20 protein-coding genes, 3 tRNA genes, 1 pseudogene and 1 riboswitch are annotated in these 19,608 nt (G+C 61.0%); of the genes and pseudogenes, 10 read left to right on the top strand and 14 right to left on the bottom strand.

The genetic code is table 11. The features are described from left to right. Nucleotides 1-19 precede the first annotated feature (19 nt). Nucleotides 20-508: a phage protein NinX family protein gene (locus AC3WOG_RS16335; protein ID WP_492578949.1), complete on the top strand. Its 489-nt coding sequence runs from the start codon at nucleotides 20-22 to the stop codon at nucleotides 506-508. A gap of 107 nt (nucleotides 509-615) precedes the next feature. Here AC3WOG_RS16335 and AC3WOG_RS16330 read toward each other — a convergent pair. Both AC3WOG_RS16330 and AC3WOG_RS16325 read right to left on the bottom strand, forming a co-directional pair. Next, nucleotides 616-692: transfer RNA gene (locus AC3WOG_RS16330), tRNA-Arg, on the bottom strand. 85 nt (nucleotides 693-777) lie between these two features. Further along, a tRNA-Arg gene (locus AC3WOG_RS16325) sits at nucleotides 778-854 on the bottom strand. Nucleotides 855-974: 120 nt separating this feature from the next. Here AC3WOG_RS16325 and greB point away from each other — a divergent pair. Then, on the top strand, nucleotides 975-1,544 hold the full coding sequence (gene greB / locus AC3WOG_RS16320; protein WP_492578948.1) for a transcription elongation factor GreB: 570 nt from the start codon (nucleotides 975-977) through the stop codon (nucleotides 1,542-1,544). A gap of 54 nt (nucleotides 1,545-1,598) precedes the next feature. Here greB and AC3WOG_RS16315 read toward each other — a convergent pair whose 3' ends face one another. The 3 genes from AC3WOG_RS16315 to AC3WOG_RS16305 form a co-directional block, all read right to left on the bottom strand. Then, complete coding sequence (locus tag AC3WOG_RS16315) at nucleotides 1,599-1,904, bottom strand: transposase (RefSeq protein ID WP_492578947.1); 306 nt, start codon at nucleotides 1,902-1,904, stop codon at nucleotides 1,599-1,601. A gap of 92 nt (nucleotides 1,905-1,996) precedes the next feature. Beyond that, entirely contained in the window at nucleotides 1,997-3,145 is a 1,149-nt protein-coding gene (locus tag AC3WOG_RS16310) for a porin (protein WP_492578945.1), read from the bottom strand. Nucleotides 3,146-3,666: 521 nt separating this feature from the next. Next, complete coding sequence (locus AC3WOG_RS16305) at nucleotides 3,667-3,918, bottom strand: hypothetical protein (protein WP_492578944.1); 252 nt, start codon at nucleotides 3,916-3,918, stop codon at nucleotides 3,667-3,669. Nucleotides 3,919-4,359: 441 nt separating this feature from the next. Between AC3WOG_RS16305 and AC3WOG_RS16300 the strand changes: the two genes are divergently transcribed. Together AC3WOG_RS16300 and AC3WOG_RS16295 are read left to right on the top strand one after the other, a co-directional pair. After that, nucleotides 4,360-4,563: a cold-shock protein gene (locus AC3WOG_RS16300; RefSeq protein WP_280996009.1), complete on the top strand. Its 204-nt coding sequence runs from the start codon at nucleotides 4,360-4,362 to the stop codon at nucleotides 4,561-4,563. Between the two features lie 354 nt (nucleotides 4,564-4,917). Further along, nucleotides 4,918-6,081, top strand: a complete 1,164-nt coding sequence (locus tag AC3WOG_RS16295; protein WP_492578943.1) for an exonuclease domain-containing protein — start codon at nucleotides 4,918-4,920, stop codon at nucleotides 6,079-6,081. 50 nt (nucleotides 6,082-6,131) lie between these two features. On the opposite strand, the gene AC3WOG_RS16290 is transcribed toward AC3WOG_RS16295, so the two are convergent. The 3 genes from AC3WOG_RS16290 to AC3WOG_RS16280 all read right to left on the bottom strand — a co-directional run bounded on the left by AC3WOG_RS16290 (nucleotide 6,132) and on the right by AC3WOG_RS16280 (nucleotide 8,809). After that, nucleotides 6,132-6,728, bottom strand: a complete 597-nt coding sequence (locus AC3WOG_RS16290; protein WP_492578942.1) for a chorismate mutase — start codon at nucleotides 6,726-6,728, stop codon at nucleotides 6,132-6,134. Nucleotides 6,729-7,014: 286 nt separating this feature from the next. Beyond that, on the bottom strand, nucleotides 7,015-7,164 hold the full coding sequence (locus AC3WOG_RS16285; protein WP_028200145.1) for a hypothetical protein: 150 nt from the start codon (nucleotides 7,162-7,164) through the stop codon (nucleotides 7,015-7,017). Nucleotides 7,165-7,693: 529 nt separating this feature from the next. Then, the gene (locus tag AC3WOG_RS16280) at nucleotides 7,694-8,809 is read right to left on the bottom strand and encodes an aldo/keto reductase (protein ID WP_492578941.1); all 1,116 of its coding nucleotides are present in this window, start codon (nucleotides 8,807-8,809) and stop codon (nucleotides 7,694-7,696) included. 128 nt (nucleotides 8,810-8,937) lie between these two features. On the opposite strand from AC3WOG_RS16280, the gene AC3WOG_RS16275 reads away from it, so the two are divergent. Both AC3WOG_RS16275 and AC3WOG_RS16270 read left to right on the top strand, forming a co-directional pair. Beyond that, nucleotides 8,938-9,849 carry a LysR family transcriptional regulator gene (locus AC3WOG_RS16275; protein WP_492578940.1) on the top strand — a complete coding sequence of 304 codons (912 nt, stop codon included), beginning with the start codon at nucleotides 8,938-8,940 and terminating at the stop codon, nucleotides 9,847-9,849. Nucleotides 9,850-10,073: 224 nt separating this feature from the next. Beyond that, the gene (locus AC3WOG_RS16270; RefSeq protein WP_492578939.1) at nucleotides 10,074-10,274 is read left to right on the top strand and encodes a hypothetical protein; all 201 of its coding nucleotides are present in this window, start codon (nucleotides 10,074-10,076) and stop codon (nucleotides 10,272-10,274) included. Between the two features lie 157 nt (nucleotides 10,275-10,431). On the opposite strand, the gene AC3WOG_RS16265 is transcribed toward AC3WOG_RS16270, so the two are convergent. From AC3WOG_RS16265 to pepN, 5 genes and pseudogenes are all read right to left on the bottom strand, one after another. Next, nucleotides 10,432-10,507: transfer RNA gene (locus tag AC3WOG_RS16265), tRNA-Thr, on the bottom strand. A 55-nt stretch (nucleotides 10,508-10,562) separates the two neighbouring features. Beyond that, the gene (locus AC3WOG_RS16260) at nucleotides 10,563-11,579 is read right to left on the bottom strand and encodes a class 1 fructose-bisphosphatase (protein WP_492578938.1); all 1,017 of its coding nucleotides are present in this window, start codon (nucleotides 11,577-11,579) and stop codon (nucleotides 10,563-10,565) included. Nucleotides 11,580-11,701: 122 nt separating this feature from the next. Continuing rightward, nucleotides 11,702-12,157: a HigA family addiction module antitoxin gene (locus AC3WOG_RS16255; RefSeq protein WP_492578937.1), complete on the bottom strand. Its 456-nt coding sequence runs from the start codon at nucleotides 12,155-12,157 to the stop codon at nucleotides 11,702-11,704. A 16-nt stretch (nucleotides 12,158-12,173) separates the two neighbouring features. Next, nucleotides 12,174-12,456 (bottom strand): annotated as a pseudogene (locus tag AC3WOG_RS16250) (type II toxin-antitoxin system RelE/ParE family toxin). Between the two features lie 185 nt (nucleotides 12,457-12,641). After that, on the bottom strand, nucleotides 12,642-15,338 hold the full coding sequence (gene pepN / locus AC3WOG_RS16245) for an aminopeptidase N (RefSeq protein ID WP_492578936.1): 2,697 nt from the start codon (nucleotides 15,336-15,338) through the stop codon (nucleotides 12,642-12,644). A gap of 247 nt (nucleotides 15,339-15,585) precedes the next feature. On the opposite strand from pepN, the gene AC3WOG_RS16240 reads away from it, so the two are divergent. Next, nucleotides 15,586-16,278, top strand: a complete 693-nt coding sequence (locus AC3WOG_RS16240; RefSeq protein WP_492578935.1) for a DUF4136 domain-containing protein — start codon at nucleotides 15,586-15,588, stop codon at nucleotides 16,276-16,278. Nucleotides 16,279-16,427: 149 nt separating this feature from the next. Here the strand turns inward: AC3WOG_RS16240 and AC3WOG_RS16235 are convergent, their stop codons facing one another. After that, complete coding sequence (locus tag AC3WOG_RS16235; RefSeq protein WP_492578934.1) at nucleotides 16,428-17,000, bottom strand: TMEM165/GDT1 family protein; 573 nt, start codon at nucleotides 16,998-17,000, stop codon at nucleotides 16,428-16,430. Between the two features lie 6 nt (nucleotides 17,001-17,006). Next, nucleotides 17,007-17,227: riboswitch (yybP-ykoY riboswitch) on the bottom strand. A 582-nt stretch (nucleotides 17,228-17,809) separates the two neighbouring features. Between AC3WOG_RS16235 and AC3WOG_RS16230 the strand changes: the two genes are divergently transcribed. From AC3WOG_RS16230 to AC3WOG_RS16220, 3 genes are read left to right on the top strand one after another with little or no spacing between them, the layout of a single operon-like run. Further along, on the top strand, nucleotides 17,810-18,556 hold the full coding sequence (locus tag AC3WOG_RS16230) for a beta-ketoacyl synthase chain length factor (protein WP_492578933.1): 747 nt from the start codon (nucleotides 17,810-17,812) through the stop codon (nucleotides 18,554-18,556). Further along, complete coding sequence (locus AC3WOG_RS16225; protein WP_492578932.1) at nucleotides 18,540-19,334, top strand: lysophospholipid acyltransferase family protein; 795 nt, start codon at nucleotides 18,540-18,542, stop codon at nucleotides 19,332-19,334. Before AC3WOG_RS16230 ends, AC3WOG_RS16225 begins: the two co-directional genes overlap by 17 nt. Continuing rightward, nucleotides 19,309-19,608 (top strand): phosphopantetheine-binding protein, encoded by a 300-nt coding sequence (locus AC3WOG_RS16220; protein WP_492578931.1) that lies wholly within the window; start codon nucleotides 19,309-19,311, stop codon nucleotides 19,606-19,608. Before AC3WOG_RS16225 ends, AC3WOG_RS16220 begins: the two co-directional genes overlap by 26 nt.

The raw sequence follows: 19,608 nt of genomic DNA, 5'->3' as shown, positions 1-19,608 counted from the left end.
AACTTCAGGGAGGACGCGTATGCATGTAACCGACCTCACCGGCGTGGCGCTCGACTATTGGGTCGCCCGCAGCCTGCACGACTTCGTGCGCGAAATCCACTTTACCGACAGCGGCGAAACCGTCTCGATCCGCGGCAACGACCGCGGCCGGCCATGGGATGGCCGCTTCACGCCCTCTACGTCATGGGAAGCGGCAGCAGTGGTGCTGGAGCGCGCGCAGCGGCTGGAGGTGCGCGAGCGGGCCGATCACGGCCCGGCGCATTGCGTCGCTGAATTCGAAGGCGGACATCGGACGGTGGAAGGGCGAGGGGAATCTCTGCGGGTCGCGCTGCTGCGGGCGTTTGTCGAAAGCCGTTTCGGCGACAGCGTCGACGACCTGATGCATCAGGCGCAGGCGCTGTTTGGCGAGAGGGCGGAGCCGATCGATGAGCAAAGTGCCGGGGCGTCATTCGAGGACGTACCGAGGCACGATGCGCAGATAGGCGATATCAAATCGGCGCCGCGATAGGCATGGCAGCGGTTCTGCCGTGACGGTCGGGCATTCGGGTGGACGCGGTCTGACAAAAGCCGGCCTGAAAAAACAAAGGGCCTTCCGATCGGAAGGCCCTTCATAGGTGGTGCGGCTGGCAGGATTCGAACCCACGACCCCTTGGTTCGTAGCCAAGTACTCTATCCAACTGAGCTACAGCCGCACGCTAAAAACGGTAAATCTCGCTTTACTACGATGAAACTGGGGTGAAACGAAAGGGCCTCCCCAGAGGAAGGCCCTCAAATAAGTGGTGCGGCTGGCAGGATTCGAACCCACGACCCCTTGGTTCGTAGCCAAGTACTCTATCCAACTGAGCTACAGCCGCACGCAGAAACGAGATTATAGCAAAGCTTTTAAAAAAGGGAAGCGTGTAACTGCGATTTGTCTCATTGCCCTGATCGTGTACCCTTGATAGGCAGTCGTTTGCTGCAGTTAACGGACCATCATGAACAAGGCCTTTGTCAAAGAGTCGAGTGAAGAGAATGACGACGACCTCGACGTCGTGCAGCCCGAGATCCCCGCGGGTGCGAAAAACTACATCACGCCCGCCGGTTACCGGCGCATGCGCGATGAACTACTGCATCTGATCGACAATGAGCGGCCGGAGGTGGTCAAACTGGTGTCGTGGGCGGCGTCGAACGGCGACCGCTCCGAAAACGGCGACTATATCTACGGCAAACGCCGTCTGCGCGAAATAGACCGGCGGATTCGCTTTCTGACCAAGCGCCTCGACCTTGCGGAAGTGGTCGATAGCAGCAAGCAGGAAAACGTCGATCAGGTTTTCTTCGGTGCAACCGTCGAATACGCAACGGAAGACGGCGAGGTGCATACCGTTACGATCGTCGGTGTCGACGAGGTCGATCTGGATATCGGTCACGTGAGCTGGATCTCGCCGATCGCGCGTGCGTTGCTCAAGGCGAAGATCGGCGATACGGTCACGCTGCACACGCCGGCTGGCCCGCAGCCCATCGACGTCCTGGACGTCAAGTATCCGCCGCCCGATACCGGCGGCTAGGCCGGCCATCAGGGCGTCAAGTGGGCGTCAAATTGGCGGGCGAGGGCGTGCGGTTCAGTTCGTTCCGATGCAATTACCGGCGCCCGGCTCGGCGCAGTTGTGTATGCCGCTTCCGAGCAGTGCGCGAACCTGATCCAGTGTGCCGCTGCGTTTCCATTGCAGATATCTGGCGTAGCAGGTCTGCTGCGGCGGAAAGTGCGCAGGCAGATACATCCAGCGCGCGCCCGTGCGTTCGATCCACAGGATCGCCTCGAGCACGGCGCGCGAATCGGCAGTCGGTCGGCCAATGATTTTTTTGGCGCCTGCCGTTGGAAACAGATGACTGACGCGTTCCCATTCGGCGTCTGACAGCCGGTTCATTGTCTTTCTCCTCTTCAAAAGCCTGTCTTCTTCAGCATAAAAAAAGGCGCCGCGAGCGGCGCCTTTCCATACTGCGGGTATTGCCAGCCGCTTTAGAAGCGGTGACGCAGACCTGCGGTAACAGCGATTTGCTTGTTGTTGCCCGAAGCGCCCAAGCCGTTGATGTCGGCATCGACGATGGCGTTCTGGTTGACTTGCTGGTATTCGCCTTGCAGGTACACATCGGTACGCTTGGACAGCGCGTACGCGGTTTGCAGGTTGAACTGGTTCCAGTGCGGACGCGTGCCAGCCAGGCTCGCGCGCGTGTACGTGTACGAACCGGCGATGCTCACTGCCGGCGTCAGAGCGTAACGAGCGTTAGCTTCGAAGTTCTGGAAGTGGGCGCTGCTGCCGCCGAAGCCGCCGATACCGCCCGTTTGACCCGATGCGCCTGCACCGATGCCAGCCAGACCCGACAGGTTCGTTTGCGAGTACACGAGGCCGACCGTTGCCGGGCCGAACGCGTAGTTCGCGCCTGCCCCCCACGTTTGCTGGCGGCCAGCAAAGAACGTGTTGTCGCTCGACACTGCGCCGCCCGAGTTGAACGCCGCAGCGGCGCCGGTCGCGCCGTTGCTGTTCAATTGCAGGTAAGCAGCCGCAACGTTCAGGCCGCCCCAGTTGTACGATGCGCCCGCGCTGTAAGCACGGTTGTTCGCGAAGCCGTTTGCCTGATTCGAGAAGCCGTACATGCCGCCGAACTTGAAGCCGCCATAGTTCACGCTTTGGTACTTGACCGAGTTGTTGACGCGGAACGAGTTGTTCAGGTTGTCGTTGTCAAACGGGTGCGCGAACTGCGTGCCGCCGTATTGCGTGCCGGTTAGTGCCAGCGGGCCGACGTAGTCGACCATGCTGTCATATTGACGGCCCAGGGTCACGGCGCCGAACTGGTCGCTCGTCAAACCAACGAAGGCTTGACGGCCGAATTCACGGCCACCTTGTTTCAGGGTGCCGTCGTTGATGCCGAAGCCATTTTCCAACGTGAAGATAGCCTTGAGACCGCCGCCCAGATCTTCAGCGCCGCGCAGGCCCCAACGGCTGCCGTTCACCGAGCCGCTCGTTTCTTGCCAGTTGCTGTGGCCGTGCTGGTTATTCGTATAAGTGATGCCGGCGTCGATCAAGCCGTACAGCGTGACGCTGCTTTGCGCGTGCGCCGCCGTTGCAAAAACGCCCGTGAGGGCCGCGACCATAAGTGTCTTTTTCATCTTTGTAACTCCGAGAGCAAGAGTGGGCTTTACAACCCAGGCTTTAAGGAGACCTTCACGCGGGAGCTGCGAGAGGCTAAATCCGCGTGAGAAGCGCGCCGTACTCCAGGCGCACCGGTTTCCGGTTAGGCAGAGTGTAGAGAGGCGCTTGGAAAGTGGGCGTTCCGAATTGCGCAATAAAGTATTACGCGATCGGAAACGATAGGCGAGTCGCGTTCAAGCCTTGCTGCTAAAGGCTTGCGGCGTTTTTGAGGGGGTGTAAAAGACGTGTCAACCGAATGGCGTTGCTCATTTGCTACAGTAATCGACGTAAAAAAACAACGCGATAAATCGTAAAAACAGATTGTTGTCGTTATCGCAACAGATGATTGTTGATTGTGCGAATAATCGATAGTGACGGAGCAGTTATACTGAAGTCTCTGCTTTCCGAAGCAGACTTTTTCGTTGACGAAAAAGATCTCCAAACCTTTGTCGGCGCGACCTTCCAGTCGCGCTTTTTTTACGCCTGTCGTTCCAGGATCCTAGCGGGCTGGCGCCGCCGCGTTCGCTGTTGTCCAGTCAGTCTCAATCGAGACGCTCCAATCTTCCATTACGTAGCGACGCGCGTCCATTGGGGAAGACAGCAGGTTCTGCCAGTGATCGCCGTGCCACATGGGATCGGGATCGAACTCGAAGGCAGCAGCCGATTCGGCGAGCGGCTGGTGATCGGTGACAGTCTTTGTGTGCGATTGGGTGAGCCAGGTGATGAAACGGCGGAATTCGTTGAACAGCATGGCAATCTCCTGATACGCGCTACTACTCACTACCGCTTTCCATCTTGCTGTGAACTACCTGGTTGAACAACTCGGACAAACACTTACGAAAAACATGTTTTGTTACATATTTTAGACTTCAATGCTGAAATTTTTCCCGATATTAGTCATGCCGCGAATTGAGGGAGTAATAATGACGCGCAATCTATTCAGTTGTTACTGAAAAATTCCTTCGTATTTTTTCGATTCATTTAGCATTGGCTTGTCGCGCGACGTGCTAAGCGCATATGAAAAATTCGCTTGACGATCATTCTTCGTTCCCCGTATAACGGCAATGCTGAATTTCAATTGTCAAGTCTGATGGCCAGAGGCCGTCAGGGATATCCGCTAATGGATTGAATGGCAAAAGGTTCGGTTTGAGGGCAATGCCCGCTTTTATAAAACATCGAGGGAAACTGGAACATGGAAACTGGTATCGTAAAATGGTTCAACGATGCTAAGGGCTTTGGCTTCATCACATCGGATTCGGGCGGCGAAGATCTGTTCGCGCACTTTTCGGAAATCCGCAGCGAAGGTTTCAAGTCGCTGAAGGAAAATCAGCGCGTTTCCTTCGACGTGAAGACGGGCCCGAAAGGCAAGCAAGCGGCTAACATTCAGCCGCTGTAAATCTCGCGCCGCGCTGACCGGCGCATGCCGTCGCGCAGCCAGTCGAAGAGCCCTCGCATTGACGAGGGCTCTTTTATTGATGACACGCTATTTTCTAGCGCGACGGACGCCATTAACTATTCGGTTCGAACGAGCCGCGCAAAAAGATAGGGAAAGCATGAAAATACGCAGAGTGTTTTAAATAACCGCCATAAAACCACAATAATTCGACGGCTGGTTTGCGGTTCGTGACCCAGCAGCACATGCCGTCTTTTGCACCGCATGGCTGCTATGAAAATGCGAGGCTGCCCGTATGCGGAGCGGCCAACTGGTGCATACTTGCCGCAAAGCCACGCATCCAAAGTATCCCTTTCCATGTCTGAACAGTTTTTGCCGGAACCGGCTCTCGATGTGCCGATCGCCTTCGTCGACCTTGAAACCACGGGCGGCACGACCAGCGAGCATCGCATCACCGAAGTCGGCGTGGTCGAAGTAGGGCCGGCCGGCATGTCACGCTGGAGCAGCCTGGTCGATCCTCAGCAACCGATTCCGTCCTTCATTCAGCAACTCACCGGCATCACCAATGCGATGGTGCGCGGCGCGCCGACGTTCGACGCTATCGCGCCAGCCCTTTTTGAGCGCCTGAGCGGCAAATTATTCGTGGCGCATAACGCCAGTTTCGATCGCGGTTTTCTACGCAGCGAGTTTCGTCGGGTTGGGCTTGCATTCGATCCGGACGTGCTGTGTACCGTGCGTTTGTCACGCGCGTTGTTTCCCGCGGAAAAGCGCCATGGGCTCGATGCGCTGGTCGAACGTCACGGGCTGGTGCCGTCCGATCGCCACCGCGCGCTCGCTGACGCCGACCTGATCTGGCAGTTCTGGCAGCGTCTGCATGGCCTCGTGCCACTCGACGTATTGCGGGCGCAGATCGAGCGCACCACGCGGCGCTACCGGCTCGCAGGCGACATCACTGAAGATTTGCTCGATACCGCGCCGGCCGGATGCGGTGTCTATGCATTCTATGGCGAAGAGGACCTGCCGCTGTATGTCGGGCGCAGCGTGCGTGTCCGTCAGAGGTTGCGCTCGCATTTGACCGGCGAGCGGCGTTCTTCGAAGGACGTGCGGCTCGCGCAGCAGGTGCGGCGGGTTGAATGGCGCGCAACCGGCGGCGAATTGGGCGCTTTGCTTACGGAGGCTCAATGGATCGCGGCACTGCGTCCAGGACACAACCGCGTGCCGCGTATCGCGAAGAGCGATCCGGCGGATGCGCCTTGGCCTTTTGACGGCCCGATTGTTTTCGAGGAGCGTGAAGAGGCTTCGCACGCGCGAGCCTTTCACGTTGTCGATAGATGGCGCTACATCGGCCATGCGCCGTCGCTCGCGCAGGCGGCGACGCTGCATGCGTCCAGTGGCGCCGGGCCGTTCGAGCTGTCGACCTATCGCATTCTGCAAACTCATCTTGCGCGCGGCTTGCGTGTGATGCCGTTGAGCATCCCGGCCGACGCGGCAGCGTCGCTGGGCGCGCCGAGCCTCGCTTAACCGGGAGCTTCACGCGGGTTTGCCGCACGTTTGAACGTGCGGCAAACCGATTAGCCGGTCGCGCCGACCCCTCCGGTTTCGCAAACATGGCCAAGCGCGCGCGTTAGCGCGCTCGAGCGGGTCGAGTCGTAACGGGTCAACGATTTCCAGTTAGCAAGCGATTGCGCAACGCGTGACGGACAATCCGGCGCTGCGCGCAGTGGTTGCACGCGCGCGAGCCCTGCCACCAGCGACTGCGTCAGCCGGTCCAGTTGAGGCCTCGTGCTGCTCGCAAGGTCGGGCGCCGGCCCTTCCGGCGGCCGCGTGCTGCGCCAGCCGTCAAATAGCGCGTTCTGCACGTCCTTGCTCGCGTCGATCTGATCCTGGAAGAAGGCATGAGCGAACGCCGGATCGACGTTCGCCGCAATGGCGCGCTTCTCGACATCGGCCAGCAACGCGTTTTCGCGCGGCGTATCAGTGATCGCCTGATGGTTGGCCCACTTCCAGCGCGCAACGGGTTCTGCCAGCGCCAGACGTTGCGAAGCCAGCGCGATCAGATTGGTGAGCGCGGTGTCATCGCCGTCCGCGACGGCGGGGGCAGGCACGAGCGCAAGCGCGGTGAATAACGCGAGCGCGCATGACGCGCCAAAGCGATACGAACGATTCATGGAAAGCAGGATTGGCCGAACAGCCGCGGAAGAAAAACCAGAAGAATAGACGATGCGCCGATCAAGCGGCGTGTTGACCACTTAAAAACAGGTGACTGAAATATTCAAGCGGACATCTGTTTAGGAGATGTATATGAACTGACGCTGGACTGCACGACCCGGCGCCGCGATCAAACGGCAGTAGTCAGCGCCCCGAAGCGGGCGCACGACGATTGTTCAGGCGTGTGCAAACCCTCGCCGCGCGCCGGACGCGCGGACGCCGATGCTGCATCGCGCCACCGCATGATTACTTCGAGTCGCACGACTTGCGTTGTTCGTCGAAAAAGGCGCGAACGTGCTCAGGCAGTTCTGCACCCAGGAACTCGACGCCAGCGGGTTCCGGATCCGGGCTAAAAACTTTATCCGGGGTCGGAATCTTCGGTGGTTTGGCATCCATGATCTCTCTCTCCTTTACAAACCGATTATCTGCCTCGGTCCCCGTTTTGCACCAGTATCTGATGCGGCTTACCTGACGTTTGTTGCTTTAACGGCACACGCCAGCCTGGGCGCGGAATGTTTGAATAGAATTTATCGGTTGGCGGTGCATCTTCCGGCTCTTGTTGCCGCCAATCCAACAATTTCGTTATTCCTTGCTGCACCCTTCCCAGCCTTGCCCCGCGTGCCTTCAACGAATTAACTTTCGTACGTCAGTGCATCACTCGTTCATATGTGTTGATATGAACAAATCAACTCATTTTTTGTGCGCTGCCGCATCGGCAGGATTTTCTTGCAGTGCACCCGAACGTTCGTTAATTACCGATCCGTTCAATCGGCCCCTAATCTTTTTGTTAACGAACGATTTAGCGGGTTCGTTGACGAACGAGAATACTTTTAAGGCATTCTCCGCAAATAAATACGCGCCACGTTCCCAGCGGAACGCAGCGCGTGGCGGAGCGCGGTGAGTGGCGTTCGCAATGGGCGAGCTCTTATGCGCGGGGAGCGGGAATCTTCACTGGCGCGGAGTAGGCCGCCGATTTGTCGCTGACTTCAACTTGGCCGTGAATTCGCGCCTGGTGGCCATCGGCGAACATGTAGTACGGGAAGGGGCGGGCCGGTTCCGATGCCGCGTCGAGCCGGGCGATCAGTTCCGGCGCGAGCGTGAAGTCGAGTGAGCCGAGCGACTCCTGCAATTGCTCCGGCTTGGTCGCGCCGACGATGATGCTCGACACGCCGCGCTTCTGATGCAGCCAGTTGAGCGCGACCTGTGCCATCGGCCGGCCTGCCAGATTCGCGACGGCCTCCAGTTCCGCGACGATCTGAAAGTTGCGTTCGGTCAGTTTGTCGAAGCCCGGCGGCGGCGCGCTTGCCACGCTCGCCAGCCGTCCGCTGCCTGAGACGCCGCCAGAAGTTCCGCTTTGCGAGGGCCGATATTTTCCCGACAGCACACCCATGCCGAGCGGACTCCACGGCACGAGCCCCATACCCAGATTGGCGGCGAGATCGGCGAACTCGTGTTCCGCGTTACGCTCGATCATCGAGTATTCGAGCTGCATCGCCGCGACCGGTTCGAAGCCGCGCCAGTCGGCGAGGGTCTGTGCGCGCCCGGCGAACCACGCCGGCGTATCCGACAGACCGACATAGCGGATCTTGCCGGCGCGCACCGCGTCGTCCATGGCGCGCATCACTTCGTCCACCGGCGTCACGCGGTCCCACGTGTGCAGGTAGTACAAGTCGATGTAGTCGGTACCGAGACGCTTGAGCGAGCCGTCGAGCGCGCGCAGCAGATTCTTGCGATGGTTGCCGCCCGCGTTCGGATTGCCGGTCTCGGCGTTGTAGCCGTATTTGGTCGCGATCACCAAACGGTCGCGCAGGCCGCGCGCCGCGACGAATTTGCCTAGCCATTTTTCGCTGGTGCCTTCGGTGTACAGATCGGCGGTATCGACAAAGTTGCCGCCGGCATCCACGTACAGGTCGAAGAGACGTTGCGCCGATTTTTCCTCGGCACCCCAGCCCCATTCGGTGCCGAAAGTCATCGTGCCGAGTGCGATTGGGCTCACGCGCAGACCCGAGCGGCCCAGCAGGTTATAGCGGTTCATCGTCATGTCAGTCTCCTTGAACAGTGACGCGAAACGAATCGCGTCGATGTGGCTATCGTGCGCCGATTCGTTTCGTGGAAAAATGCCGCTTGTCTGCAAGAATTATGAAGCCACGCTTAACAATAGGAGGTGCGATGGATCCTGCTCAGTTGCCGGCGCTGATGGCGTTCGCCTCTGTGGCGCGTCACGGCAGCTTTACGCATGCGGCCGGCGAAACCGGCGTGACGGCGTCCGCGCTGTCGCAAACCATCCGCGCGCTCGAGACGCAGTTGAATGTGCGTCTGTTCAACCGGACCACCCGGCGTGTGGCGCTGACCGAGGCCGGCGCGCAGTTCCTCGCGGGCGTGAAACCTGCGCTGGCCGCACTCGAGGCCGCTTTCGAAGCGCTCGACGAAACCCGTGACCAGCCCGCCGGCACGCTGCGCATCAATCTGCCGAGGGTGGCGAGCGAGTTGCTGGTGCTGCCGCATCTGGCTGAATTCACGCGCCGCTATGCGCAGATCCGCCTGGACATGACGCTCGACGACGGGTTTGCCGACGTGGTCGGCGAAGGCTTCGACGCGGGCATCCGGCTCGGCGAGCGGGTGGCGCAAGACATGATCGCGGTGCCTCTGGGCGGCGAGATCCGCATCGTCGTGGCCGGCTCGCCGGCTTATTTCGAACGCTACGCGCCGCCGGCAACGCCCGCCGATCTCGCCGCTCACGATTGCCTGCGTTATCGCTTCTCGACCAGTGGCGGCATCTATCGATGGGAGTTTGCGCCGCCTGACGACCCGGCGCGCGTATTCGAGGTCGAGACGCGCGGCAGTTTCGTGACGAACGATCTGCGCACGATGGTGCAAGCGGCGGAGCAGGGCGTCGGCTTGCTGCACGTGATCGATGATTACGTACGCGAGCAACTTGAAGACGGCCGGCTCGTGCGCGTGCTGGATGCGTGGTGCCCGAGCTTTCCGGGGTTCTATCTGTACACGGCGAGCCGCGTGCAGATGCCGCTCAAGCTGCGTGCATTGATCGATTTCCTGAAGGAAAAACGCGGCGCCGGCTGAGCACGCACTTCGTTCAGGCCAGTAATCGCTGCTGCAGATACGCAGCAGCGCGGCTGCCGTCGCGCGGTGATCTCATTTCGCAACATAGGTAGATGACCGCCTGGTAAGCGCAGACGGCGCGGTCCATTATTAAGATATCTATCCGTGGCCTGGAGTGCGGTGGATAACGGACGCCCAGGAACCAGCACGGAAGATGGCTATCTTTGCCCTTCGGAGGGTTCATCATGGAAAACGCGGTCTACTGGAATGGACGCCAGGTCGGAATCGAGTGCGCCGGCCGGATCTTATGGTTTTCGTCGGCGCCGAAGGAGGCGATCGCTGCGTACGGCACTCAGCAGACCACGAAAGACAAAGCCATCACCGAAGATGTCTTCGTGGCTCGCAACCTGGTCGTGATCGCCCGATGCGACAGGCTGGGTTTTTGAACCCATGACTGACTGGGGCGTTGCCTTTCTTCGGGAAAGTCTGCGCCGAGCCACTGAAGTAACGCTGATTGATTGAACCTGATTGCGAAGCGGTCGCGCGTTCTGCAGAAAGCAAAAAGCCCAGTCGCGATGACTGGGCTTTTTGCTTGAATCTTGTTGGTGCCGGAAAGAGGAATCGAACCCCCGACCTTCGCATTACGAATGCGCTGCTCTACCGTCTGAGCTATTCCGGCATCAGGAGAAACGAGATTATAGGGACTTCTTTACGAGCTTGGCAAGCCCCGATGCTCACTTTTTTGCTTCGAGGTGGTAGCGCGTAACGCGGTCGACTTCGTTCTTCGAGCCGAGGAACACGGCCACACGTTCGTGCAGGCTTTTCGGGATAATGTCCAGAATGCGCTTCTCGCCATTGGTAGCCGCACCGCCCGCCTGCTCGACGATGAACGCCATCGGGTTTGCCTCGTACATCAGGCGCAGCTTGCCCGGCTTGTCCGGCGTGCGTTTGTCGGCCGGGTACATGAAGACGCCGCCGCGATTCAGGATACGGTGCACGTCGGCCACCATCGACGCGACCCAGCGCATGTTGAAGTCGCTTTGGCGCGGGCCGTCCTTGCCGGCGTTCAGCTCGCCGACGTACTGCTGGACCGGTTCGTACCAGTGGCGCGCGTTCGACGCGTTGATCGCATATTCACGCGTTTCCACCGGAACGCGCATGTCGCTTTGCGTGAGCACCCATGAGCCGAGTTCACGGTCGAGCGTGAAGCAGTTCACGCCATTGCCGGTGGTCAGCACTAGCACGGTTTGCGGACCGTACACCGCATAACCGGCCGCCACTTGCTGCGTGCCCGGTTGCAGGAACGACTGTTCGGTGGGTTGCTGGCCGTCCGGGCAGCGCAGCACCGAGAAGATCGTGCCGATCGACACGTTGACGTCGATGTTCGACGAGCCGTCGAGCGGATCGAACACCAGCAGGTATTCGCCCTTCGGGTAGTTGGCCGGGATCGGGAAGAACTGTTCCATTTCCTCCGATGCCATGCCGGCCAGGTTGCCGCCCCATTCGTTCGCTTCGAGCAGGATTTCGTTCGACAGGATGTCGAGCTTCTTCTGCACTTCGCCCTGGACATTCTCGCTGCCCGCCGTGCCGAGCGCATCGCCCAGCGCGCCCTTGCTGACGTGGTAGCTGATCGCTTTGCACGCGCGCGCAACGACTTCGATCAAAAGGCGCAGGTCGGCCGGCAGGTTGTTGGTCTCGCGCTGCTGCTCGATCAGGTACTTCGTGAGAGTGGTACGACGTTGCAAAGCCATTGCTGTACTCCGGGGAGGCTTGAGGAATATCTCGATTTTAACCGCTGGTTGTGTCGACTCCGTGCTTTTGAGATGTAAGGGTGCGCGGTGGTGTCGCCGAGCGCTGTATTGCGCGGCGAAATTCAGGCTTTGCGGCGTGCCTTCACGGCGGTGGCATTACCGGTGAGGCTGGCGGCGAGCGCTGCGGCACGAGCATGTTCGGGCGTGATTTTCGGCATTTTCGGCCGGTTCGCCTTCGGCATCGGCTCGATCTCCCGTTCGATCTGCTCGCCGGCCGCCGCGGTGGCGACGCGCAGGTCGTAGCCGATCTGCAGGTTCAGCCAGAACTGCGCGCTCGCGCCAAAGTAGCGCTCGAGTCGCAGCGCGGTATCGGCCGAGATGGCGCGCTTGCCGCGCACGATGTCGTTGATGCGCGGCGCCGGTACGCGCAGCGCAAGCGCGAGCGCATTGACGGACATGCCGAGCGGTTCGAGGAACTCGCAGCGCAGAATCTCGCCCGGATGAATTTCCGGGATGCGTTCGCCGGTATCGATGTCGGAGAAATCAATGCTCTCCAGATCGGAGCGTTTAATGACCATGCCGGTCTCCCAATAATCAGTGATAGTCGACAATCTCGACATTCAGCGGCCTCGCCGTCGACAAAATGAAAACAGATGCGCCACTGCGCGTTGATGCGAATGCTCCATTGCCCGCTGCGCTGACCCTGCAAAGCTTCGAGCCGGTTGCCGGGCGGCGTATGCAAGCTGATGATCGAATTGGCCGCGTCGATCATCAGCAGCTTGCGCCGTGCGAGTGCCTGCATGTGAAGCGGCAGTGAATGCACGAACCTGCCCTGAAAGATTCTCGCTGTAGCTTTGTCGCCGAATGTCGTGATCATGGGATGATATAACGCGTAGCGTTAAACGTAAACCGTTAAATGAACGCGCTTACTTTCGCCCTGCCAATACGATACGAACAGTCGTCCAGATGGCTAACGTGACCGTCAAACCGCCGCGTCAGGACGAAAAAGAGCCGGCAACACGTGCCGGCTCTTTGCATGCCAAAAGTGCTTTCAGATAGTCGTCACGCCAGCGCCTTCTCCACAATCTCCCGCACGTCGCGCGACTTCACCTGCGAAGCGACTTTTTCCAACGCCGCGCGCATGCCTTCGCGCAGCGTCGGCGTAAAGCGGCGCCACAATTCCAGCGAGCGGGCGAGGCGTGCGGCCACTTGCGGATTGAGTGCGTCGAGCGCGATCACCTGGTCTGCCCAGAACGCGTAGCCCGAGCCATCTTCAGCATGGAACTGCGCCGGGTTCGCTGCGCAGAAGCTGAAAATCAGCGAGCGCGCGCGATTCGGGTTCTTCAGGTTGAACGCCGGATGCGCCATCAGCTTGCGCACGATGTCGATCACCGGCCGCTGCGCGCTGCCGCGTTGTGTTGCTTGCAAAGCGAACCACTTGTCGATGACGAGCGGCTCCTTTTCGAAGCGCCGGTAGAAGTCGTCCAGCGCCTGCTGCGCCTCCACGCTGCCGCCGTTGGCCGCCGCCGCATTGAGCAGTGCCGACAACGCCGCCGAGCGGTCGGTCATGTTGTTGGCCGCGTCGTACTGCGCGGACGCGAGGCGCACGGCGTCAGCCGGATCGTCCAGTTCCGCGAGATACGACAGCGCGAGATTCTTCAACGCGCGGTGACCCGAAGCGGTCGGCGTCGCCTCGTATTCGCCCGGCGTGCCATGTTGCTCGTACACCGTCAGCCAGTCTTTCTTCAGCGCGTTCGCGAGACGCTTGCGCACGAACTGGCGTGCCGCGTGAACCGCCGCCGGATTCGATTCGGTCATCTGTTCGGCCAGATACGCTTCCGACGGCAGCATCAGCGCCAATTCGCGGAACGCCGGCGAGAGCGTCTCGTCGGTCAGTACGCGGGCGAACGCGGCGACTACCGAATCGTCGAGTTGCAGCGGCGCGCCGGCCGCCGCGCGCCCGGCCAGCCCCAGCAATTCGCGCGTGGCGAGCCGTTGACCGGCTTCCCAGCGGTTGAACGGGTCGCTGTCATGCGCGAGCAGGAACGCCAACTGGTCGGCCGAATAGTCGTATTCGACGATCACCGGCGCCGAGAAATTGCGCAGCAACGACGGCAGCGGTTCTTGCGCGACGTTGACGAACGTGAAGGTCTGTTCGGTCTGCGTGAATTCGAGCACACGCGTGGTGGCGGGGCCGGCTTGGGCTTCGCCCTCCAGTTGCAGCGGCAGATCCGCGCCATCCTTGCCGATCAGGCCGATCGCGAACGGGATCAGCAGCGGTCCTTTTTGCGTTTCACGCGCGGCCGGCGCGGCCTCGCCGTAACCTTGCGTGAGCGTCACGCTGTAGCGTTGTTGCGCGGCGTCGTAGGTGGTTCGAACGGACACGCGCGGCGTGCCGGCCTGGCTGTACCAGCGCTCGAATTGCGCGAGATCGCGGCCGTTCGCATCGGCAAGCGCGTGACGGAAATCGTCGCAGGTCACGGCCTGCCCGTCGTGGCGCTTGAAGTACAGGTCCATGCCCTTGCGAAAACCGTCGCGGCCGAACAGCGTCTGATACATCCGCACGACTTCCGAGCCTTTCTCGTAGACCGTCATCGTGTAGAAGTTGTTGATCTCGACGTAGCTTTCCGGGCGTACCGGATGCGCCATCGGACCGGCATCTTCGGCGAACTGCATCTGGCGCAGCACGCGCACGTCCTCGATGCGTTTGGTGGCGCGCGCGGCTTCATCCGTCGCGCCGCCGGCCATGTCGGCCGAGAATTCCTGATCGCGGAACACCGTCAGGCCTTCTTTCAGGCTCAACTGGAACCAGTCGCGGCAAGTCACGCGGTTGCCGGTCCAGTTGTGGAAGTATTCATGGCCGACCACCGCCTCGATGTTCGCAAAGTCGGTGTCCGTTGCCGTTTCGGGGTTCGCCAGCACGTACTTCGTGTTGAAGATGTTGAGCCCCTTGTTCTCCATCGCGCCCATGTTGAAGTCGCTCACCGCGACGATCATGAAGCGGTCCAGATCGAGTTCGAGCCCGAAGCGCTCCTCGTCCCAGCGGATCGAGTGGATCAGCGAATCCATCGCGTGACGGGTCTTGTCCAGGTCGTGCGGTTCGACCCATACTTGCAACAGCTTGTCCTTGCCCGAGCCGCTCTTCACGCGTTCTTCGAGCGCGACCAGCTTGCCCGCGACCAAAGCGAACAGATAGCTCGGCTTCCTGAACGGATCTTCCCAACGGGCGAAATGGCGGCCGTCCGGCAGATCGCCTTCTTCGAGCAGGTTGCCGTTCGACAGCAGCACCGGATAGTCGGTCTTGTCGGCGCGCAGCGTGACCGTGAAGGTCGCCATCACATCCGGGCGGTCGAGGAAATAGGTAATGCGGCGAAAGCCCTCGGCCTCGCACTGCGTGAAGAAGTTGCCGCCCGACACATACAGGCCCGATAGCGTGGTGTTCTCCGCGGGATTGCAAATGCTGACGAGCGTCAGCTCGAAAGCGTCGGGCACGTTGTCGAGGATCAAGCCGTGCTCGTGCGCCTGCGTATTGGTAAAGGGCGCACCGTCGATCGCGGCGCTGACGAACTCGAGTTGTTCGCCCATCAATTCGAAATGCGCGGCGCGGGCGGCGTCCGGATTGCGGCGCACACGCATCGTGTTTTTGACGGCGGTACGTTCGGGGACCAGATCGAACTCCAGTGCGACGGTGTCGATCAGGAAGGCGGGCGGCGCGTAATCGGCGCGGCGGATCACATTGGGCGTTGCGGTATCGGCCATGGCGTTCTGTAGTGATGGGACTCGAGCCGTCACGCGCGGGAAGGACACGCGAGCCGGGCTTGTCGAGCCATTGTACAAAGCCTCGGCGGATCGTGCGGGGCGAACTTTTTACCGAATCGCCAGGTCAGCGTATTATCGGTCGCGCTTTTGCGTGGCGCGCCTTAGCGAGGCGCGCCTTAATGCACGAAAGCATGCGGACGCACGAACCCGGTCAAGACTGGCGATAACAGGTAACACGAGGTAGACCATGAACATCGATCGATGGACCCGCCGCGCCACGCTGCTGCTAGCGACGCTGACGGTGCTGCTGTCCGGCTGCACGACCTACGTGACCACCCAGGTCACGGCCTTCTCCGACTGGAGCGGCAACGACGCCACCCGGACCTATGCGTTCACCCGGGCGGCGGATCAAAAGAACAACCTCGAACTCTCCACCTACGAGCGCATTGTCGCCAACGAACTCGCGCCGCATGCGTTCCGTCAGGTCGACGCATCGCAGGCGCGTTATCTGGTCGGGCTGTCGTATGGCATTCGCTCGGACATGGTGACGGTGGCCGAGCCGGTCTACTACAACCCTTGGCCGGCGCCTTATTGGGGCCGGCCGTTCGACCCGTGGGGACCGTGGGGGCCATACCCGGTCGGGTACGTGAATCAGAGCTACCCGATCTATACGCATCTGCTCGGCGTGCGGATCACCGAGCGTACAACCGGCAAGGAGGTCTATAACGTGACCGCGCGCAACTCCGGCGGCGAATCGTCGTTGGTGCGGGCCATGCCTTATCTGGCGCGCAGTGCGCTGGCCGACTTCCCGCTCGGCAACGGCGTCGTGCACACGGTGAAGATTCCGCTGGACAAGGACGGCGGGGCATCGAACGAGGTTGCCGGAACGGGCGCCGCGCCTGCCGCAGCGCCGGCGTCAGGCGCGAAGGTCGTGCAGTAAGCGAGCGCCTCGCTTAACTACGCGCGCTGCGGCGCAACAAAAAAGCGGCCCGGCAGGTCATCCTTGCCGGGCCGCTTTGTTTTGCCGCTTGCTTGTGAGGCTGGCGGCCACCGCACCGCCACCGCCACAGTCACTCATGGCCGCCCCGCTTAAACGCCGACGCCGAACAACGCCATCGTCCCCAGAATCACGAACATCACGGCGGCGATGCCGTGTACGAGCTTGGTCGGCAGCTTATGGGCGAAGCGGTCGCCGAGCAGGATCGCCGGCACGTTGGCGATCATCATGCCGAGCGTCGTGCCCGCCACCACACCGAAGAAATCGTGAAAGCGCGCCGCGAGCGCGACGGTCGCGATCTGCGTTTTGTCGCCCATTTCCGCGAGAAAGAAAGTCACCACGGTCGCGCCGAACACGCCGAAGTGCGTGCGGTTGGTGCTGGCTTCTTCGTCGTCGAGTTTGTCCGGCACCAGAATCCACAAGCCCATCGCGATGAATGACGCAGCCAGCGCCCAACGCATGATGGTTGGCGTGAGAAGCGAGCCGAGCCACGCGCCGAGGGCGCCGGCGCAGGCATGATTGACGAGGGTGGCGACCAGCACGCCGAGAATGATCGGCAGCGGCTTGCGATAACGGGCGGCAAGGACGAGCGAGAGCAATTGCGTCTTGTCGCCGATTTCGGCAAGCGCGACCGCTCCGGCCGAAATGAGAAAAGCGTGATCCACGTTTTGATTTTCCCCGGGCCGAGATATGAACGAGCGACGACCCACGACACGCCGGGCCCTCTTGCGGCGCGTGTGGATCATCGGTCTCGCCAGGCCAGAGGCTGCGGCTGCCATGGCCGTACAGGCCAAGTCTGTTGACAGGCGCCCCCGCGAATCGCACGCTCGACGCACCCAGATCACAGCGGCGCGGACGTGTCGCGGGGCGGCTACTCCCCAATGAGGGACGGAGTATAACAGGCCAGAATGGGCGCGACGCCTGAATCCGGCACTGCCGCCATCCATAAAACGCTGTAGCAGTCCATTTTCGTAAGCCGAGCACCCGTGGCGTGTAGCCACCGCGGCGAGCGGAATCGTCGAAGTGTGCCGAACTGAAACAGAGATGGAGAAAGGTAAATGAAAGAATGCGTGCCCGCGTTTGCCGGGCGCCCAGCAGGACAGCCCGGCGCAAGAGGCTTTCCAGCGCAATCGCGGTGCGCGCAAGTGCCGCGGGAGTAGCGGATGGCTGACGTCAAGCCACCCGTCGCACCCGCGATACGGATACAGATGGATACGTCTTTTGTGGCTGATTTAATCCACAATATTCAGTATGATTCCGGCGACCACAGGGAGCCTTGAACAATCCACCGTAAAAGCGGCAATGGCGGCTCAATAATTGGGGCCGTGTGCCGTTAAATCGCTGAACCTTATAAGAAGATTGGATTGAGCCCCGTTTGGAGATTGCCGGTCCGCGCGGCGCGCACATGCTGTGACGGCTGTGTTTCCCGTCAGGCATCCTCAGCCTCTCCTCGCTTCTACGCGCGAACACCGATATGCCCGATCTGCACTGGACCATTCCGGTCGCTCGCTGGTCTAGCTGGCCTGCTGCCGCATCTGCCGTACCCGATATCGGCTTTATCGAGCCGATCGTGCGGCGTCGCCTGAGCACTTTGTCCAGGATCGCCCTGAAGGTGGCGCATGATTGCGTGGCGCAAGATGACGCGCGGGTCGTGTTCGCCTCGCGCCACGGCGAATTACGGCGCACTACCGACATCCTGCGCTCGATCAGCGCGGGCGAGCCGGTGTCGCCGACCGCTTTCAGTCTGTCCGTGCTGAACGCGATGACCGGTGTGTTCGGCATTGCGCGTGGCGACCGCTCCGCCGCCAGTGCCATCTCCGCCGGCGCCGAAACGCTCGGCTATGCGCTGCTCGAAGCGTACGCACAATATGCGACGCAGCCTGCATCGCCGGTGCTGCTGGTGTACGCCGACGAGCCGGCCGATCCCGGGTACGGCACCATTGAAGATGAAGTGCAGGGTGGCGCGATCGCGATCCTGCTGAACAGGGAAACGGCGGTGGGGCAACTCGTCTGCACGCTGTCCGGTGCGGGTGCGGCGGCTGCATCTGCATCTGGGTCTGCGCAAGCAAACCCGGCGGAAGCGGGCGTAGAAGCAGACGTGGACGAGCGGTTTGTGACCCAGAGCCAGGCGCTGCAACATTGTTTCGACACTCGCAAGTCCGCTGCGTGGCAAGGTACAGGCGTCACATGGCATTGGAGCTGGCATGACTGCGCGGCTTGATTATGGCTGGCGGTTCTGCGCGACAGGCATGGCGTTCGTGGTGTTCGGCATCTGCGGCGTGCTGTTCTCGGTGCTGGTGTTCCCGTTCGCGTGGCTATGGCCGCATCGGGCGTCGCGTCAGCGTGCGGTGACGAGCGTGATCCATTGGTTTTTCCGCGCGCTGGTCGCAGTGTTGCAGCGTATCGGCGTGATGGAGCTCGAGGTGTCGGGTGCACAGGCGTTGCGCGCGGGCGGGCCGGCGATCGTCGTCGCCAATCATCCGACTTATCTCGACGTGATGGTGCTGCTGTCGTTGACGCCGCGTGCCTGTTGCGTGGTGAAAAACGCGCATTGGCGCAACCCGTGTTTCTGGGGGATCGTGCGCTCGGCTGAATATGTGAGTAACGCCGATCCGTCGGCGCTCGTCGAAGCCGGCGCGCGGCAGCTTGAGGCAGGCTATACGATGATCATTTTTCCCGAAGGCACGCGCAGCCCCGCGCCGAACCGGCTGCACGCGTTTTCACGCGGTTTCGCGCATATGGCGCTGAAAGCCGGCGCGCCGATCGTGCCGGTGCTGATGGATTGCGATCCGCCGGCGTTCACCAAGCAGATGCGCTGGTACGACGTGCCGGCGCGTGCTTTCCGGATGCGCGTGAACGTGCTCGAGCCGCTTGGCGTCGAGCAGCTTGCGGCCCACGACACTTCACCGTCTCTCGCGGCGCGCAGCGTGACGAGCGCCATCGAAGCACACATTACGCAGCACCTGTTCGATTATGGATTCTTTAAAACTGGAAATTAAACAGCTTCTGATCGAAGCGCTCGATCTGGAAGACCTGAGTCCTGCCGATATCGACGACGACGCCCCGTTGTTCGATACGGACGGCATCGGTCTCGACTCGATCGACGCGCTCGAAATCGGCATCGTGCTGCGCAAACAATACCAACTGACCATTGCAGCGAACGATGAACGCACGCGCGAACACTTCCGTTCGATCAGTACGCTGGCCGCGCTGGTCGCCAGTCAGCGCGAAGCGGCGCACGCTGTGAACGAAACCACAAAGAAGGGGGAATAA

Source organism: Paraburkholderia sp. FW306-02-B (assembly GCF_058782725.1).
Note: the sequence above shows the minus strand (reverse complement) of the source record. Positions and strands in the feature narration are given on the sequence as shown.

Coding starts and splice junctions, on each gene's coding strand:
- AC3WOG_RS16310 (WP_492578945.1), bottom strand. CDS start 3,145: ATGAAAAAGACACTTATGGTCGCGGCCCTCACGGGCGTTTTTGCAACG.
- AC3WOG_RS16280 (WP_492578941.1), bottom strand. CDS start 8,809: ATGACGATGAACCGCTATAACCTGCTGGGCCGCTCGGGTCTGCGCGTG.
- AC3WOG_RS16285 (WP_028200145.1), bottom strand. CDS start 7,164: ATGGATGCCAAACCACCGAAGATTCCGACCCCGGATAAAGTTTTTAGC.
- pepN (WP_492578936.1), bottom strand. CDS start 15,338: ATGGCCGATACCGCAACGCCCAATGTGATCCGCCGCGCCGATTACGCG.
- AC3WOG_RS16290 (WP_492578942.1), bottom strand. CDS start 6,728: ATGAATCGTTCGTATCGCTTTGGCGCGTCATGCGCGCTCGCGTTATTC.
- AC3WOG_RS16300 (WP_280996009.1), top strand. CDS start 4,360: ATGGAAACTGGTATCGTAAAATGGTTCAACGATGCTAAGGGCTTTGGC.
- AC3WOG_RS16295 (WP_492578943.1), top strand. CDS start 4,918: ATGTCTGAACAGTTTTTGCCGGAACCGGCTCTCGATGTGCCGATCGCC.
- AC3WOG_RS16230 (WP_492578933.1), top strand. CDS start 17,810: ATGCCCGATCTGCACTGGACCATTCCGGTCGCTCGCTGGTCTAGCTGG.
- AC3WOG_RS16220 (WP_492578931.1), top strand. CDS start 19,309: ATGGATTCTTTAAAACTGGAAATTAAACAGCTTCTGATCGAAGCGCTC.
- AC3WOG_RS16315 (WP_492578947.1), bottom strand. CDS start 1,904: ATGAACCGGCTGTCAGACGCCGAATGGGAACGCGTCAGTCATCTGTTT.
- AC3WOG_RS16255 (WP_492578937.1), bottom strand. CDS start 12,157: ATGGTCATTAAACGCTCCGATCTGGAGAGCATTGATTTCTCCGACATC.
- AC3WOG_RS16275 (WP_492578940.1), top strand. CDS start 8,938: ATGGATCCTGCTCAGTTGCCGGCGCTGATGGCGTTCGCCTCTGTGGCG.
- AC3WOG_RS16270 (WP_492578939.1), top strand. CDS start 10,074: ATGGAAAACGCGGTCTACTGGAATGGACGCCAGGTCGGAATCGAGTGC.
- AC3WOG_RS16240 (WP_492578935.1), top strand. CDS start 15,586: ATGAACATCGATCGATGGACCCGCCGCGCCACGCTGCTGCTAGCGACG.
- AC3WOG_RS16225 (WP_492578932.1), top strand. CDS start 18,540: ATGACTGCGCGGCTTGATTATGGCTGGCGGTTCTGCGCGACAGGCATG.
- AC3WOG_RS16305 (WP_492578944.1), bottom strand. CDS start 3,918: ATGCTGTTCAACGAATTCCGCCGTTTCATCACCTGGCTCACCCAATCG.
- AC3WOG_RS16260 (WP_492578938.1), bottom strand. CDS start 11,579: ATGGCTTTGCAACGTCGTACCACTCTCACGAAGTACCTGATCGAGCAG.
- greB (WP_492578948.1), top strand. CDS start 975: ATGAACAAGGCCTTTGTCAAAGAGTCGAGTGAAGAGAATGACGACGAC.
- AC3WOG_RS16335 (WP_492578949.1), top strand. CDS start 20: ATGCATGTAACCGACCTCACCGGCGTGGCGCTCGACTATTGGGTCGCC.